We start from the raw sequence: 15262 nt of genomic DNA, 5'->3' as shown, positions 1-15262 counted from the left end.
GGAGATGATGCGGCACGACCCGGGGCTTGCCGCAAGCCCCACCGCGCGCTATACGTTGAAAATGGGAGGGGCCCGAATGGGCGTCCCCCGCAGCGCGATCCCCCCGCCGGGGGAGGAGCTTCCCCCGGCACCGGGAGGAGTGCCGGCCCCGATCGGCGGATCGTTCCCGGCATGGGGATCACGAGCCGGGGCGGCACCCGGAGGGACATCGCAGGGACGGAATTCTCCGACACGGAGGCAGGTAGGACGGACGCCGCCAGGGCGGGCCGCACCGGGCAGGTGACCCTCCGGCCGGAGCGCCGCCGCTTCCCGGTCCCGGCCCTCGCCGCCGTCTGGTCCGCCGTCACGCTGGCACTCGGCCTGTGGTGGTGGCTGCGGCCCGGGAGCTACCCGTTCGCGCCGGTGGCAGGCGAGCCGAGCGGGACGCTGCTCGACGTGGTGCCCGCGTCCGCTGTGCCGCCGGTACTCGTCGGGGCCGGGCTCGCCGGCATGGGGGTCGCCGCGCTCGCGGGGACCGGTCGCGCCCGCGGCGTCGTCGGGGGCACCGCGGTCGGGTGGGTGCTGGTCTTCGGGCTCGCGGTACCGGGGCTGCAGCCGCTGACGCTCATCGGCTACGCGATGGCGATGCTCGGCCCGCCCGTGCTGTTCGCCACCGTGCTCGCCGGTGCGTGGCGGTGGCGCGGGGGACCGGCGGCGGTCGCGGTGTTCGTGCTGGCGGGTGTGGTCGCCTGGACCACGGGGTTGGCCGACGCCGAGGTGCTCGTCCGGTACGGGGCCGTGATCACCAGCACCGTCGAGAAGGCCGCGCCGTCCGCGATCATGCTGTTCTTCCTCGTCGGCGCCCTGGTCTGGGCGGTGCTCGGCGCGCGGTCGGTGCAGGGCGGCGCAGAGCAGGCGCCGGCGTGGACCCGCCCGGAGGCCGCGGCGCGCTGGGGGAGGGCCGCCGTGGTCGTCGCCGTGGTGTGCGCCCTGCCCTACGGCCTGCACCGGCTGACCTGGCTCACCCCGCGGCCACTAGGCATGGATGCCGCGGCGCTGGCCGCCCAGCCGGAGATGCGGTTGCACGGGCTGCTCCTCGGGCTCGCCGCGCTGGCGGGCGCGGTGCTGACCAGCGGCCTGGTCGCGCGCTGGGGCGAGGTCTGGCCTCGTTGGATGCCGGTGGTGCGGGGACGGCGCGTCCCACTCGCGGCGGCCGTTGTGCCCGGCACGCTAGTGGCAGCGCTGTTCACGGTGGCGGCGGTGCCGATGATCCTGATGTCGGTCCGCCAGGGCGCGCTGTGGGGGCTGCTGGTGTTCCCGTTCCCGGTGTGGGGGCCCGCCCTGGGACTGGCCGTGCTGGGCTACGTGCTGCGGCGTCGGGGGGAGTCGGTGCGACCTGGCACAATCGAGGGGTCATGACTTCCCTCCCGCTCGTGTTCGACGCGCCGCGGCGCGCCCAACCCCCGCGCCACCTCGCCGATCTCGACCCTGCCGACCGTCGGGCCGCGATCGGCGAGCTCGGCCTGCCCGGCTTCCGCGCCGACCAGCTCGCGCGCCACTACTTCGGCCGGTTCACCGCCGACGTCGACGCGATGACCGATCTGCCCGAAGCGGCGCGCGACACCCTGCGCGAGCTGCTGCCGCCGCTGGTCACACCGGTGCTCGAGCAGGAGTGCGACGGCGGGGCCACCCGCAAGACGCTCTGGAAGGGCCACGACGGCACCCGCGCCGAGTCGGTGCTGATGGGCTATCCGGACCGCGCCACGGTCTGCGTGTCCAGCCAGGCCGGCTGCGGGATGGCCTGCCCGTTCTGCGCCACCGGGCAGGGCGGGCTGCAGCGCAACCTCTCCACCGGGGAGATCGTGGAGCAGGTCCGGCAGGCTGCCGCCGCGGCCCGGGACGGCGCGCTGGGTGCGCCGGCCCGCCTGTCCAACGTCGTGTTCATGGGCATGGGCGAGCCGCTCGCCAACTACAAGCGCGTGATCGCGGCCGTCCGGCGCATCACCTCGCCGTCGCCGGACGGGCTCGGGATCTCCGCGCGCGGCGTCACCGTGTCCACGGTCGGGCTGGTGCCGGCGATCGACCGGCTCACCGCGGAAGGCCTGCCGGTCACGCTCGCGGTGTCGCTGCACACCCCCGACGACGAGCTGCGCGACACGCTCGTCCCGGTGAACAACCGCTGGAAGGTCGGCGAGGTGCTCGACGCCGCGCGCCGTTACGCGACGACCACCGGGCGGCGGGTGTCGATCGAGTACGCGTTGATCCGCGACGTGAACGACCAGCCGTGGCGCGCCGACCTGCTGGGGAAGGTGTTGCGCCAGCACATCGGCACCTCCCGCGTGCACGTCAACCTCATCCCGCTCAACCCCACGCCGGGCAGCCAGTGGGACGCGTCGCCGCGGCGGGTGCAGGACGAGTTCGTCGCGCGGGTGCAGGCCGCGGGCGTCGCCTGCACCGTGCGCGACACGCGCGGGCGCGAGATCGCCGCCGCCTGTGGTCAGCTGGCGGCGTCGGAGCAGTAGTCACCGCGCACCCCGCACCACGGTGCGGAACACGTGCCTGACCATCGCCACCAGGGCCAGCAGCCAGGCGGCGAACGCGACCCAGAGCCCGGCGGCGCCGATCGCGCCGACCACCGGCAGGTCGTCCGCCCGGCCGAGGTAGATCCCGGCCACGGCGTACATCCCGAGTGGGAAGACGATGCCCCACTGCGAGGCCTCGTAGGCCAGCGGCACGCGGTGCGTGCGGTGGCGCCACCACCCCGCCGCCACCAGCGCCGGGACGAGCCAGGTGGCGAACGCCCAGAACGCCACCGAGGCGCCGGCGACGAGACCGCGCGTGGCGTGCACCATCGGGGCATCGGCCATCTCCACGATGCGCGCCCCGGCCAGCACCGTGATGGCGCCGGCGCCCATCGCCACCCAGTAGGGCGGGGTCAGGTCGACCGGGCGCAGGTCGTACATCATCAGCCGCGCGGCGACGAAGACACCCGCGGCCGCGTACAGGAAGACACCGACCGACCAGGAGAAGACCGCGAGCGCGGCCAGCCCGTCGCGGAACGTCGCGAGCACCGGCTCGAGGGACGCCGCGGCCACCGCCACGGACTGGCTCGCGACGACCCAGATGAACCAGGTTCCGTTCGCGGTCGCGACGACCGGGCGCCGTTGGGCCCTGCCCAGGACGGCCGTCCACGGGATGACGTAGCCCAGCACGAGCCAGGTGGCACCGGCGACGGCCAGCAGGCCGGTGGCCAGTGCGTGGTGCCCGTCCATGCCCAGGCGCACCCCCAGGACGTTGGCGCCCGCGATGAAGGTGAAGAAGCCGAAGCCGCGCCCCGGGTCGGTGAAGTCGTCCACGACCGCGGCGCGGTAGGCCACGATCCGCCAGCCGGTCAGGGCGACCAGCACCACGAACGAGGTCGCGCACACCACCAGCAGCACTGCGGACAGCGCGGAGCGTCCGGCGAGGTGCATGCCGACGGAGATGATGCCGCTGGCCATCACCAGCGCGAAGTAGCCCGGCGTCAGGCCGTGGACGGCGTGCTGGAGACGGATCCGCAGGCCAGACGTCACGTACCCGATCGTCGCCTACTTGACGTCGAGCACGTCGGCCAGGTCGAACTTGACCGGTCGCTCCAGCTGCTCGTAGGTGCACGACTGCGGCTCGCGGTCCGGGCGCCAGCGCACGAACTGCGCCGTGTGGCGGAACCGGTCACCCTCCATGTAGTCGTAGCGGACCTCGACCACGCGCTCCGGGCGCAGCGGGACGAACGACAGGTCCTTGCCCGCGTTCCAGCGGCTCGTCTCGTTCTTGCGGGGGGTGCGTTCGCCTCCCTCGTGGGCCGCCCAGTTCCACGGGTGGCCCTCGAAGGTGGTGACGAGCGGCTGCAGTTCGGTGAGCAGGGCCCTGCGGGTGGCCATCGGGAACGCGCCGACCACGCCGACCGAGTTGAGCACGCCGCGCTCGTCGTGCAGGCCCAGCAGCAGCGAGCCGAGCGCGTCCGGGCCGGACTTGTGCACCCGGTAGCCGGCCACCACGCAGTCGGCCGTGCGCTCGTGCTTGATCTTGCTCATCACCCGCTTGTCGGGCTGGTAGCGCAGGTCGAGCTTCTTGGCGATGAGCCCGTCCAGGCCGGCGCCCTCGAACTGCTCGAACCACTGCCGCGCGGTGTCGAGATCGCGGGTGACCGGCGTCAGGTGGATCGGCGGCTGCGCGTGCGCCAACGCCTCCTCCAGCAGGGCGCGGCGCTGCTCGAGCGGCCGGTCGGTGAGGTCGTCGTCGCCGAGCGCGAGCAGGTCGAAGGCGATGAAGCTCGCCGGCGTCTGCTCGGACAGCAGGTTCACCCGGCTCACGGCCGGGTGGATGCGCTGTTGCAGGGCGTCGAAGTCGAGCGTGTTGCGGGCGGTGTCGGCCACCACGATCTCCCCGTCGACGACGGCCCGCTCGGGGAAGTTGGCCTTGATCGCCGCGACGACCTCGGGGAAGTAGCGGGTCATCGGCCGCTCGTTGCGACTGCCGATCTCCACCTCGTCGCCGTCGCGGAAGACGATCGAGCGGAACCCGTCCCACTTCGGCTCGTACAACTGGCCCGCGGGGATGTCACCGATCGGCTTGGCCAGCATCGGCGAGACGGGCGGCATCACGGGGAGGCGCACACGCCAAGTGTGCCGCATGACTCACCGATCGCGCGGGTATGCATGACGCATGCATGACAGCGCGAGAACCGCGAACCTGCTCGGCGCGGCCGCTCTGGCCGTCACGGACCTCGTCCTGGGCGGTGCCACCGCGGCTGCCGGTACCAGCGGGAGCGGCGCGGCGGCCCTGGTCGTGCTGGCCGCGGATCCGGGGATCAGCGTCACCGAGCTCGGTAAGCGGGTCGGGCTGACGCAGTCGGCCGCCGCCCGGATGGTCGATGCGCTCGAGGCGCGGGGGCTCGTCGAGCGGCGCCCGACGCTGGGCAAGTGGGTGGCCGTGCACCCCACGGCCGCCGGGCGCGCTGCGTCGGCGGACCTGCTGGACGCGCGCGGCGGCCGGCTCACCGCGCTCGTCGACACCCTCGCGCCCGCCGAGCAGGAGGCGCTCGCCCAGGTGCTGGACCGGCTGCTGCGCGCGGTCTACTCCGAGGTCGGCAGCTCCGAGCGGGTGTGCCGGCTCTGCGACCGCCCCACCTGCACCGAGGCCGGCGCCATCTGCCCGGTGGGGCAGGCCGAGCGGGAACGGGCCGACGGGTGAGGCCCTCGCGCTGGGTGCCTGCCGCGGCGGCTCGCGCCCGCGGCCGTGGTCTCAGCGAGCGGTCGGCACCCTTCGACGGGTGCCGCTCGTCGTGTTCTCGCGGAATCCCCACATTCGTCTAGCCCACCGCGGAGTTCCGGCCAAGTGCCACCGGTGTTCCTGTTCCGACGCAGCGCACTCCTGTTGGGTCAGCGGTACGGAATTCGTCGCGAATCCGATCGCGAGGACCGGAAACAGGAGTGCGGAAATGCGAAAGCTTGCACGTCGGGTACAGCGCGCCGGGATCGTCCTGCTCGTGGCGGGGGCGGCCGGGCTCGGCCTCGCCGCCCCGGCCGTCGCCGAACCGGCAGCGCCGGCGCCGGAGTCCACCGAGGAACGGTGCAGCGACCCGGTCGACGGGGTCACCGTCTGCTACGTCTTCATCAAGGGTGAGACGCCCGACAAGTCGATCGTGCGGGCCTCGGTGCGGGCCGGGGAAGGCCGCACGCTGGCGGGCGCGATGGTCGTCATCGAGGCGTGCAGCCCCGACTGCCAGTCGGTCGGGGTGTCGACCGGGAAGGGCGTCGAGGAGCTCCACGCCGACCAGCGCTACGGCCGCGGGACCGGCTACTACCGCGCGAACGCCAGCTGGGTGGACGACCAGCAGCACGTCCACACCGGCGTCACCGCCGAGTAGTAGCGCGATCGGCGGCACGGACTACTCCGAACGGCCGTTCCTGACAAGATCGTGTAATGCTCGCCCCCACCCTCGCGCTGTCCTCATAGGGGGAGCACGAGAGTGGGGGGCGAATGACCATCTTCGGGGATCTGCTTCGAGATCATCGGCTTCGGGCGGCCCGCACGCAGGAAGAGCTGGCCGAACAGGCGGGCCTGAGCGTGCGGGCGCTCGGGAAGCTCGAGTCGGGCGAGACCGTGCGGCCACGGCCGGTGACGGTGCGGCTGCTCGCGGGAGCCCTCGATCTCACCGAGTCCGAGCTGGCGGCGTTCACCGCCGTCGCCTTCGGCATCAGCTCGGCCGGCTCCGGCCGGGCGAGGTGGGGCGCCGACGGCTTGCGGCGCGAAGCGACCGCGAGCTGAGTGGCCGGCTTCACCCGCGCCGAGCTGGAGGCGGCGCGCGAGCGTGTGATCGAGGATGTGCTGCCCGGTCCTGACGACCCGCCGCTGCGCGTGCTGTTCTGCGGCATCAATCCGGGCCTCGTGTCCGCGGCGACCGGGCACCATTTCGCGCGCCCCGGCAACCGCTTCTGGCCGGCGCTGCACGGCGCAGGATTCACGCCCCGGCTGCTGCGGCCGGCCGAGCAGGGTGAGCTGCGTGCCCTCGGACTGGGCATCACGAACATGGCCCCGCGCGCGACGGCCCGCGCCGACGAGCTGACGCCTGCCGAGCTGGCGGCGGGCGGGGAGCGGCTGCGCGGCCTGGTGGCGACACACCGGCCGAGCTGGCTCGCGGTCGTGGGCGTCACGGCCTACCGCGCCGCGTTCGACGCGCCCCGCGCCTCCGTCGGGCCGCAGGAGGAGCGGCTGGGGGACACCGCGGTGTGGGTGCTGCCCAACCCGAGCGGCCTCAACGCGCACTGGCAGCTACCGGCGATGACGGCCGAGTACGCTCGCCTGCGCGCCGCCGCCGCATGACGCAGCTGGCCGTGGGCGTGGGCTGAGCGCGACACGCGTGCGCTGAGAGCGCGACTCGCGGGAGGGTGGGGCTCCGCCCCGCCCGCGAGTCGCGGTCTGCGTGCGCGTGTGTCGCGTTGCGGGCTCCCCGTCAGGCGTCCAGGTCCTGGGCTTCCTCGGCGTCGGGCGGGCCCTCGGCGCCCTCGCGGGCGTCGCGGTCGGCCCACTCGAGCAGCTCGTCGATCAGGAACACGTGCTCGTCGATGCCGGCGTGCAGGTCGCCGAGCTCGGCGAAACGCGCCGGGACGGTGGCGATCGTGAAGTCGCGCGGGTCGGCGTCGTCGACCTCGTCCCAGCGGATCGGGGTGGAGACGATCGCCTCGGGCACGCCGCGCACCGAGTAGGCGCTGCGGATCGTGTGGTCGCGGGCGTTCTGGTTGTAGTCGACGAAGATCGACTTCGGGTCGCGGTCCTTGCGCCACCACGTCAGATCGACCAGGTCACAGCGGCGGCCCACCTCGCGCGCGAACGCGTGCGCGGCGCGCCGGACGTCGGCGAAGCCGTGGTCGGGCGGGATCCGCACGTAGATGTGCATGCCCTTGCCGCCGGACGTCTTCGGCCAACCGGTGGCCCCGAGCTCGTCGAGCACCTCGTGGGCGACGTGTGCGACGCGCCGGACGTCGGCGTAGCCGGCATCGGGCATCGGGTCCAGGTCGATGCGCCACTCGTCGGGCTTCTCGGTGTCGGCGCGCCGGGAGTTCCACGGGTGGAACTCGACCGTGGACATCTGCACCGCCCACACCACGTCGGCCGGGTGCTGCACGCACAGCTCGTCGGCGGTGCGGTTCCAGCGAGGGAAGTGGATGCGCACGGTCTGCACCCAGTCGGGCGCACCCTTGGGCAGCCGCTTCTGGTGCACCTTCTCGCCGGTGACGCCGGTGGGGAAGCGGTGCAGCATGCACGGCCGGTCGCGCAGGGCGCGCACGATGCCGTCGGACACCGCGAGGTAGTACCGCGCCAGGTCGAGCTTGGTCTCCCCGCGCGCCGGGAAGTACACCCGGTCGGGGCTGCTCAGCCGGACGACCCGGTCGCCTACCTCCAGCTCGACGGCGGAACCCGCCATGGCGGACTCAGCGCCGCCAGGCGGTGCGCTTGCGGACCGAGTGCAGCACGAGCCCGAGCGCCATGACGAGCGCGATGCCGATGAGCCACAGGTTCTCGACGCGGCCGGTGTGGTTGCCGATGATCATCGCCAGGAGGATGAAGACGCTGACCCAGCCCGCGATCACCATCCCCTTCGGGAAGCCGCCGTGCCAGCCCCACTCCGCCGACGGCTCGTCCTGCGGGTCGACCGCGGGCCGCTGCGCCAGCTCTCGGGTGTTCCTCGCCACCGTGGTCCTCCTGATCGCCGGTTGGGTACCTCATCGTCGCACAACACGCCGACGAGGATGATGGACGGTGATGACCACACGCTCCGTCCTCGTGCTGGGCTCCACCGGCTCGGTGGGCACCCAGGCCCTCGACGTCGTCGCCGCACACCCGGACCGCTTCACGGTCGCGGGGCTGGCCGCCGGCGGCCGCGACACCGACCTGCTGGTGCAGCAGGTCCGCGCGCACCACGTGCCCCGCGTGGCCGTCGCGAGCGCGGGCGTCGCCGCCGAGCTGCGCGAGCGGCTCCCCGGCGTCGAGGTGCTGGCCGGCCCGGACGCCGCCACGGAGCTCACTGCCACCGCGGACGTCCACACGGTGCTCAACGCGATCACCGGCTCGGTCGGGCTCGGGCCGACGCTGGCCGCGCTCGCGTCCGGAGCCGCCCTCGCGCTGGCCAACAAGGAGTCGCTGGTGGCAGGCGGTGCGCTGGTCACGGGCGCGGCCGCGCCCGGGCAGATCGTGCCGGTCGACTCGGAGCACTCCGCCCTGGCCCAGTGCCTGCGCGGCGGCCGCGCCGAGGAGGTGGACCGGCTGGTGCTCACCGCGTCCGGCGGGCCGTTCCGCGGCCGCGGGCGCGCCGAGCTGGCCGGCGTCACGGTGGCGGAGGCGCTCGCCCACCCGACGTGGGACATGGGCCCGGTCGTCACGATCAACTCGGCGACCCTGGTGAACAAGGGCCTCGAGCTCATCGAGGCGCACCTGCTGTTCGGCGTGCCGTACGAGCGGATCGAGGTGGCGGTGCACCCGCAGTCGATCGTGCACTCGATGGTCACCTTCGTGGACGGCTCCACGCTGGCGCAGGCCAGCCCGCCCGACATGAAGCTGCCGATCGCGCTCGGCCTGGCCTGGCCCGACCGGCTGCCCGGCGTCGCGCGCCCGTCCCGCTGGGACGCGCACCAGGCCTGGACGTTCGAGCCGCTCGACGACGACGCCCTGCCCGGCGTGCGCCTGGCGCGGGCCGCCGGCGCGGCGGGCGGATGCGTGCCGGCCGTGTTCAACGCGGCCAACGAGGAGGCGGTCGCCGCCTTCGTGGCGGGCAGGCTGTCGTTCCTCGGGATCTGCGACCTGCTGGAGCGGGTGCTCGACGCCGCCGACGGGTGGACGGGCGACCCCGCTACCGTTGCCGACGTGCTGGCGGCGGAGGACTGGGCGAGGGCGCGTGCGGGTGAGCTCGCCGCGTCGAGGGAGGGGTCCCTCTCATGATGTTCGTGCTGGGCATCCTGCTGCTGTTCGTCGGGATCATGATCTCGGTGGGCTGGCACGAGCTGGGGCACTTCCTCGCGGCCCGCAAGTTCGGCATCAAGGTGCCGGAGTTCTTCGTCGGCTTCGGCAAGACGGTCTGGTCGCGCAAGGTCGGCGACACCGAGTTCGGCATCAAGGCCATTCCGCTGGGCGGCTACGTCCGCATGATCGGCATGCTGCCGCCCGCCAAGGGCGGGGTACTGGGCCGCAGCCGGCGCACCGGCCCGTTCCAGGGGCTGATCGACGACGCCCGGCAGCAATCGGCACAGGACGTCATGCCGGAGGACGCCGACAAGCAGTTCTACACCCGCGCGCCGTGGAAGCGGATCATCGTGATGGCGGCGGGGCCGTTCCAGAACCTGATCCTGGCGGTCGTGCTGTTCGCGATCGCGATCATGGGGATCGGGGTGGTGGGGGCTACAACGACCGTCGCGGCCGTCAACGAGTGCGTTGTGCCGGTGAGTGCGGGCGAGCTGACCGAGTGCCCTGCGGACGCCCCGCCAACCCCTGCCGCCGCAGCCGGGTTCCGGCCTGGCGACGTGATCGTCGAAGTAAACGGTACGCCCTTCGAGAACTTGCAGGGCCGCGCGATGCAGGACACGATCCGTACCTCGTCGGGCACGATGGCCGTGACGGTCGAACGCGCCGGTCAGCGGATCGAACTGAGGCCGACGTTGATCCAGACCGAGGCGCAGGATCTTGACGACCCCGACCGCACCGTGCAGGCGAGCTTCCTCGGCGTCTCGCTGCAGCAGGACTACATCCGGCAGGGTCCGGTGTACGTGGTCCAGCACGTCGGCGACATCGTCGTCGCCGTGGGTCACGCGATCATCAACCTCCCCGAGCGGTTGCCGAACCTGTTCGGTTCCGCCTTCCTCGGGGCGGAGCGCGACCAGGAGGGGCCGGTCGGCATCGTCGGGGTCTCGCGGATCGGTGGCGAGTACTTGTCCCGGGACTTGCCGCTGGCGGCCGAGGCGCTGTTCGTGCTCAACCTGCTGGCCATGGTCAACGTCTCGCTCTGCCTCTTCAATATCCTGCCGCTCCCGCCCCTGGACGGCGGCCAGATCTTCCCGGCAGTGTGGGAGGCCGTGAAGAAGCGGATCGCGCGGCTGCGGGGCAAGCCCGACCCCGGGCCGGTGGATGCGGCCAAGCTGCTGCCGGTCGCCTACGTGGTAGCACTCGTGTTCATCGGGTGGAGTGCGATCTTGCTGGTAGCCGACGTGGTAAATCCGATCCAGTTGCCGTTCTGATACCTCAGCCGTAGGTCGTGATCTTGTCGGCGTCCACAGCCACCGCGTGGTCCTCGTCGGTGTGTCGGCATCTGGCGATCAAGGGTGGCCGTGGGCCAGGGAGCAGGGCCCGACCGGTGGAGAGCTGAGGCCGACAAGCTCCCGTACCTGATAGCTGCCAGGTTTCCCGAGTAGCGACCCGCCGCCAGGCCGGTTGGTTCCTGTTCGGCCTGCAGGCCGACCTCTCGCGGAGGAACTGCTGGAGCGTCGCCGAGCACGCCGGTCACCTCGGAGGTAACCGGCTGACTTGATCAGTGTAGCCCTCCATGTTCGCCGGGCTGCGCTACTTCATCCTCGATGGCAGCGACTACCCCGCCCACACCGCGCAAAGGGCCGCGATCGCTGGCTACATCCGCTGGGCAAACTGCCACGCCCCGCCAAAGCGCCGCCTCGGCCTCGAGCCCGGGATCTGCAGACCCGACTATCTACGGAACCTTGCATGACGAGGCGCTAGTTGGACAGCCGTAGGCTCCAGATCGTAGTTGCAGCCGGGCGATCTGGCCGGAGAACTCCAAGAGAGATCTCTTCCACAGTGATCGGGGCCCGAAGCTTTCGAGTAGTCAGTAGATTGACGGCGTGCGCAACCAATGCATCGGGGGCGCCTGTCGCCAAGCGGACATGTGGTAGGTCCAGCTGAGCAGGATCTCCTTGCTCCGCTGACGCCCCTGCGTTGCCCCCGTACTGGCTGAGTTCGCAGCGCAGCCTGTCGAGCGGGTCGGTCGCCCCGAGGGGCAGTAGCACCAGCATGCCCATTGTTATGGCGGGTGCCCAGAAGGTGACCGTGATCGGAGCGAGCTCGATTATGAAGCTCTCCTGCTCATTGGGCAAAGTGGGCAGAACGTTGACGACGTCGGAGTCATTTATCATCGTGGCATTCGTGATGTGCAACGTCCACCATTGAGGATCAATGGCGGATATGTCTGATGCGGCCCGCAGGGATGCGTAGAGTTCGATGTTCGCCTGGTGAAATGCTATCGATGATCTCAATGAGGAGTGCCAAATGTAAGACTTCGGCAAGGTCGGGCCACCCTTCAGGAGATCTACGCCGCTTCAACGTATCGTAACGGTGTGGCGAGGGGACGCGCAATGGTGTCGATGCTGCTCCGTGAGCCATCAGCGGTCCTCCGTGCAGTCAAATGACGCGGAAGACATACAGGTAAGCGCCCACTGGTGCCGGTTGGCACTCCCAGCCGCTCCATACGCTGTTTTCAAATCCGATGCGTCCCGCCTCTTCGCATGCTCCCACATCCACAAACACGCTCCACAGTTCCCATCCGGTTTGGGTGAGATGATCGACTGTGGCGGCGGTAGCGTCGCCGGCGGAGGCGATCGAGACTTCCGAAGAGTTCGGCTGTGGGGGTTGTTGGTGGGTCACCGCGGCGCTGGCCGTTCCGCTGGCGAGTATCAGCGCGACGAGCGCCATGGACACTACTGCTGCTACACGGTTCAGTGCTCGAGTCAGGCTCGTTCGCGGCACGCCGATCTCCTCCTGTAAGCTTTCAATGGTGGCGCTTGATAAAGACAGAGTCGACATGATCGGATGGCTGTCCTTGTTCCGCAGACCTCGATGGTTGCGGTTGCCAGGCGAGCTTGTCAAGATTTGATTTGCGATAGTGAACGGGCGTCTCGGCGTTTCGATCTCGCGGGTCGACGTCGTGTCTGCCGCTTCACAGGTCTCTGGAAGCGAGGAACCGCGGGCGAGACTCGGCGCGGACGGGTTCGGCGAACCATCACCTGTTTGAGGCACCCGTCCGGGCCCCGCGAGCAGCAGGATCCGCGACACTGGTTCGTCGCGATCCAGGGGCACGCCTCTCCAGCGGGCTGCAACACGACATGGGATGGGCCGAGCGTCTACGTCATAAGTACCGGCGAGTAGGCCCGGCTCAGAGGCGTCGTCGACACGTACGTTGACCTCAAATGGCCGGACGGACCACTCCGGCTCCTCTGGAGTATGCCCCTTCGGGGCCGCGTGCCATCCACCACCAGTGGATCACCGCCCGCTGCCGCTCGTCGTCGCGTACCAGGGCCACCGGCACACTTTCGGATCGCTACGTCGTCGGTGCGGGAGCGAGTCGGCGGCGGCGCGGGATCGCTCCTGGCGTAGAACTCAGATGTAACGAGCCGCGAACTAGGTGCAGACCGTCGACAGGTCGATCAACGACGCAATTGCGGCCGTGGCCACGGACAGTACGTCGTTCAGCATTCTGAGTAGAAGCAGGTGTTCGACCCGAATAGTGGTGGTTGTGGCGTCTCGCCCTTCGTCGGCGTACTGGAGCACCTCGCGAAATCGGGCATGGGCTGCGGGGTGCGTCGACGACCCTGGCTCAAATCTGTGTTTTGCGCGACTCTTATGTGTCAAATCCCAACATCTGCTGGGCGGGTAAGTCAGCTCTCAATCTCCCCGGAGAGCATTGGTTCGAAGGTGCGGTACGCATCGTAGTTGCGGAAGTGTCGGGTATAGATTTCTGCCTGGTCGCATAGTTTATCGTTAATTTCGACGACGTCGACGAGGTGCTTGATGTGGTATCGGATCGTCTCGCCTGCTTCGTTCTCGTAGTCACTCTGACGAGAACGGGCGAAGTTGCGAGCTCTCTCTGTGGCATTCTCCTTTGAATTCGCCTCTATGATTGTCACGGTCTCCTCGTAGAGTGGCTCAAATCCAGGTGCCGAACTGGAGTACTCATACACAAGTAAGGCAACATACATGTTCACTCTCGCGTTTTCCGGACTCACAACTGACCACCACTCATGACTTGTGCGGCTTTTTGAACCGTCCATCGTTGAGCAACTTCCACGCTGTGCGGTGACTCTTTGTCTTTCCGTCCTTGATCTGGCCTAGTGTATCAAAGAGGTGCTGCGATGGGAATATTCGACGAATTGAGCCGTTGCGACATGTCATAATGAATAAGTCTGCAATCGCGAATAGATTTTCATTCGCCTCACAGTTGGTGGCCACGTGATTGCTCGCGGGTGGGCTCGCGTGTGCCGCAGCCATTGGGCCTGTGGAGGCGAATAGCGCGGACGCAAATACTGTCATCACGACAACTCGGCAGGTCGAGAGTCTGGCCAGGTCGTGAGCTTTAGCTTGTCGCATGTCTACGGGTCTCCGATCGAGATTCGGTTACGGGGTCTAGCTGCGTGATTCGCCTGTGGGTGAAAGTTGTCGCCTCTCGCCGGCAGGTTCTCGAGCCTGAATTTCATATCGACCTCAGTCGGCGGGCAGCGTCGGTAGGCGCCTGCGCTCGCCATGTCGATGACGGAACTGACTGCAGCGGTGCTTCAGTGCCTGGCGGAGCAATTGTCAGGAATGCAAGAATGGGTCCATGGCTCGGAGGATACTTCTGGGCGTATAGAATCTAGTACTCGTGGATGCGGACCTGCTGACTTAGATGCAATGGTCGCCAACTGCACCAGTTCTGGGCACTTGGGCCATCATCGTCCGGTTTTGCAGATCGATCGTTGCGCAGTTCATCTAGTCATGTCAAGGAAACGTTTGCTATCGTGAACGCTTGCACCTAGTTGCGATACCTGCGGTGTCGAGAGCGACGAGGACGGCCTGGGCCGTTTTCGTCGGACCTGACTCGTGCCGCTGCCTGATGACCTGTTGGCGGTAGCTGCTCGAGGTTGGTCTGGCCGCGGCGGGGATGTCGGAATCGAGGGTGAGCTCGTGGCCGCCGCCGAGGCCCATCGTGGCGGAGCGGAGCACCCGTGGCGTGCGCACGGCGATGCGAGACGTGGTCGCCGTCGCGGCAGTCAGCACCGCGATGCCTGCCCCGTCCTCGACTGCCTGGATCGACGCCAACGAGGGCATCTGCATGCACGCCGAGCACGAGCGCGTTGGCGCCGGCGAGGTCGAGCCTGCGTCAGTGCTCGCTCAGGTAGGTCGGGTCAAGCCGGGCCACGGCGACCGCCCGACCCCGCCCTGACGTCGGGTGACGACACGCCACACCCGTGGTCGTTGTGACCCGCACATCAGCACGAAGCGCGCCGCCCCGGTGTACGGATCGGCGCGATCACGAGGTAGCGATCGCCGAGCAGCACACCAGGGTTGTCACGGCAGCGCTCCTGTGCGTCTGGGGCCGATCTTGTGCCCGGAGCCGAAGCGCCCGATGGCGGTGGCGTCGCGGGGTTACCCTCGTGGGGCGGCGAGCAGCCGGCCCGCTCCGGGGACGTGGGGTTCCAGTCCGAGTTCGGTGAGGATCCGGTGCGTTGTGGCCGTGGCCGCGGACAGCACCGGGATGCCGACCTCGTCCTCGACGGCCTGGATCGATTCGAGGGATGGCATCTGCACGCACGCCGACAGCACGAGGGCGTCGGCGCCGGTGAGGTCGAGTTTGCGCCAGTGTTCGCGTAGGTCGGTGGGGTCGAGGTGGGCGACGGCGAGGTTGTCGGGGACTTCGAGGGACAGGGCGTCGACGACTTCGATGCCGGCGTCTTCGAGGTAGTCGACCACGAGTTGGGTGAGTGGTTTCAGGTAG

The 15262-nt window shown here is 69.7% G+C and carries 14 protein-coding genes and 2 pseudogenes; 8 read left to right on the top strand and 8 right to left on the bottom strand.

The features are described from left to right. Positions 1-171: 171 nt before the first annotated feature. The gene (locus tag CFP66_RS30590; protein ID WP_094928694.1) at positions 172-1398 is read left to right on the top strand and encodes a hypothetical protein; all 1227 of its coding nucleotides are present in this window, start codon (positions 172-174) and stop codon (positions 1396-1398) included. Next, complete coding sequence (gene rlmN, locus CFP66_RS30585; protein WP_094928693.1) at positions 1395-2501, top strand: 23S rRNA (adenine(2503)-C(2))-methyltransferase RlmN; 1107 nt, start codon at positions 1395-1397, stop codon at positions 2499-2501. The genes CFP66_RS30590 and rlmN overlap by 4 nt, the downstream gene beginning before the upstream one ends. Here rlmN and CFP66_RS30580 read toward each other — a convergent pair whose 3' ends face one another. Together CFP66_RS30580 and CFP66_RS30575 are read right to left on the bottom strand one after the other, a co-directional pair. Next, positions 2502-3551: a tellurite resistance/C4-dicarboxylate transporter family protein gene (locus CFP66_RS30580; protein WP_198961773.1), complete on the bottom strand. Its 1050-nt coding sequence runs from the start codon at positions 3549-3551 to the stop codon at positions 2502-2504. Positions 3552-3566: 15 nt separating this feature from the next. Further along, positions 3567-4634: an ATP-dependent DNA ligase gene (locus CFP66_RS30575; protein ID WP_094928691.1), complete on the bottom strand. Its 1068-nt coding sequence runs from the start codon at positions 4632-4634 to the stop codon at positions 3567-3569. Positions 4635-4683: 49 nt separating this feature from the next. Between CFP66_RS30575 and CFP66_RS30570 the strand changes: the two genes are divergently transcribed. The 4 genes from CFP66_RS30570 to mug all read left to right on the top strand — a co-directional run bounded on the left by CFP66_RS30570 (position 4684) and on the right by mug (position 6843). Continuing rightward, the gene (locus tag CFP66_RS30570) at positions 4684-5211 is read left to right on the top strand and encodes a MarR family winged helix-turn-helix transcriptional regulator (protein WP_094928690.1); all 528 of its coding nucleotides are present in this window, start codon (positions 4684-4686) and stop codon (positions 5209-5211) included. Positions 5212-5458: 247 nt separating this feature from the next. After that, a complete protein-coding gene (locus CFP66_RS30565; protein WP_094928689.1) occupies positions 5459-5887 on the top strand; it encodes a hypothetical protein in 429 nt (142 codons plus the stop codon). Between the two features lie 113 nt (positions 5888-6000). Beyond that, positions 6001-6288, top strand: a complete 288-nt coding sequence (locus CFP66_RS30560; protein WP_094928688.1) for a helix-turn-helix domain-containing protein — start codon at positions 6001-6003, stop codon at positions 6286-6288. Continuing rightward, positions 6289-6843, top strand: coding sequence for a G/U mismatch-specific DNA glycosylase (mug, locus tag CFP66_RS30555; RefSeq protein WP_094928687.1), 555 nt, complete (start codon positions 6289-6291; stop codon positions 6841-6843). 130 nt (positions 6844-6973) lie between these two features. Here mug and CFP66_RS30550 read toward each other — a convergent pair whose 3' ends face one another. Both CFP66_RS30550 and CFP66_RS30545 read right to left on the bottom strand, forming a co-directional pair. Next, complete coding sequence (locus CFP66_RS30550; RefSeq protein ID WP_094928686.1) at positions 6974-7945, bottom strand: DNA polymerase domain-containing protein; 972 nt, start codon at positions 7943-7945, stop codon at positions 6974-6976. Between the two features lie 7 nt (positions 7946-7952). Further along, entirely contained in the window at positions 7953-8213 is a 261-nt protein-coding gene (locus CFP66_RS30545; protein ID WP_094928685.1) for a DUF2631 domain-containing protein, read from the bottom strand. Positions 8214-8283: 70 nt separating this feature from the next. Here CFP66_RS30545 and dxr point away from each other — a divergent pair, with 70 nt between their 5' ends. Together dxr and CFP66_RS30535 are read left to right on the top strand one after the other, a co-directional pair. After that, positions 8284-9456 carry a 1-deoxy-D-xylulose-5-phosphate reductoisomerase gene (dxr, locus tag CFP66_RS30540; RefSeq protein ID WP_094928684.1) on the top strand — a complete coding sequence of 391 codons (1173 nt, stop codon included), beginning with the start codon at positions 8284-8286 and terminating at the stop codon, positions 9454-9456. Continuing rightward, on the top strand, positions 9453-10745 hold the full coding sequence (locus tag CFP66_RS30535; RefSeq protein ID WP_094928683.1) for an RIP metalloprotease: 1293 nt from the start codon (positions 9453-9455) through the stop codon (positions 10743-10745). The genes dxr and CFP66_RS30535 overlap by 4 nt, the downstream gene beginning before the upstream one ends. 1171 nt (positions 10746-11916) lie before the next feature. On the opposite strand, the gene CFP66_RS47405 is transcribed toward CFP66_RS30535, so the two are convergent. From CFP66_RS47405 to CFP66_RS30510, 4 genes and pseudogenes are all read right to left on the bottom strand, one after another. Further along, positions 11917-12591, bottom strand: a complete 675-nt coding sequence (locus CFP66_RS47405) for a hypothetical protein (RefSeq protein ID WP_143517425.1) — start codon at positions 12589-12591, stop codon at positions 11917-11919. A 578-nt stretch (positions 12592-13169) separates the two neighbouring features. After that, positions 13170-13517, bottom strand: coding sequence for a DUF4288 domain-containing protein (locus tag CFP66_RS30520; protein WP_158228273.1), 348 nt, complete (start codon positions 13515-13517; stop codon positions 13170-13172). 991 nt (positions 13518-14508) lie between these two features. Further along, positions 14509-14692 (bottom strand): annotated as a pseudogene (locus CFP66_RS49395) (Asp/Glu racemase); the annotation flags it as partial. A gap of 221 nt (positions 14693-14913) precedes the next feature. After that, a pseudogene (locus tag CFP66_RS30510) lies at positions 14914-15262 on the bottom strand (Asp/Glu racemase); the annotation flags it as partial.

This window comes from Pseudonocardia sp. MH-G8 (genome assembly GCF_002262885.1).
Lineage (GTDB): Bacteria > Actinomycetota > Actinomycetes > Mycobacteriales > Pseudonocardiaceae > Pseudonocardia.
This window is presented reverse-complemented; position numbering and strand designations above follow the sequence as displayed.

What these genes read in the sequence shown, in the direction of transcription:
- dxr (WP_094928684.1), top strand. Translation starts at nt 8,284, where the DNA reads ATGACCACACGCTCCGTCCTCGTGCTGGGCTCCACCGGCTCGGTGGGC.
- rlmN (WP_094928693.1), top strand. Translation starts at nt 1,395, where the DNA reads ATGACTTCCCTCCCGCTCGTGTTCGACGCGCCGCGGCGCGCCCAACCC.
- CFP66_RS30590 (WP_094928694.1), top strand. Translation starts at nt 172, where the DNA reads ATGGGGATCACGAGCCGGGGCGGCACCCGGAGGGACATCGCAGGGACG.
- CFP66_RS30565 (WP_094928689.1), top strand. Translation starts at nt 5,459, where the DNA reads ATGCGAAAGCTTGCACGTCGGGTACAGCGCGCCGGGATCGTCCTGCTC.
- CFP66_RS30570 (WP_094928690.1), top strand. Translation starts at nt 4,684, where the DNA reads ATGCATGACAGCGCGAGAACCGCGAACCTGCTCGGCGCGGCCGCTCTG.
- CFP66_RS30535 (WP_094928683.1), top strand. Translation starts at nt 9,453, where the DNA reads ATGATGTTCGTGCTGGGCATCCTGCTGCTGTTCGTCGGGATCATGATC.
- CFP66_RS30560 (WP_094928688.1), top strand. Translation starts at nt 6,001, where the DNA reads ATGACCATCTTCGGGGATCTGCTTCGAGATCATCGGCTTCGGGCGGCC.
- CFP66_RS30550 (WP_094928686.1), bottom strand. Translation starts at nt 7,945, where the DNA reads ATGGCGGGTTCCGCCGTCGAGCTGGAGGTAGGCGACCGGGTCGTCCGG.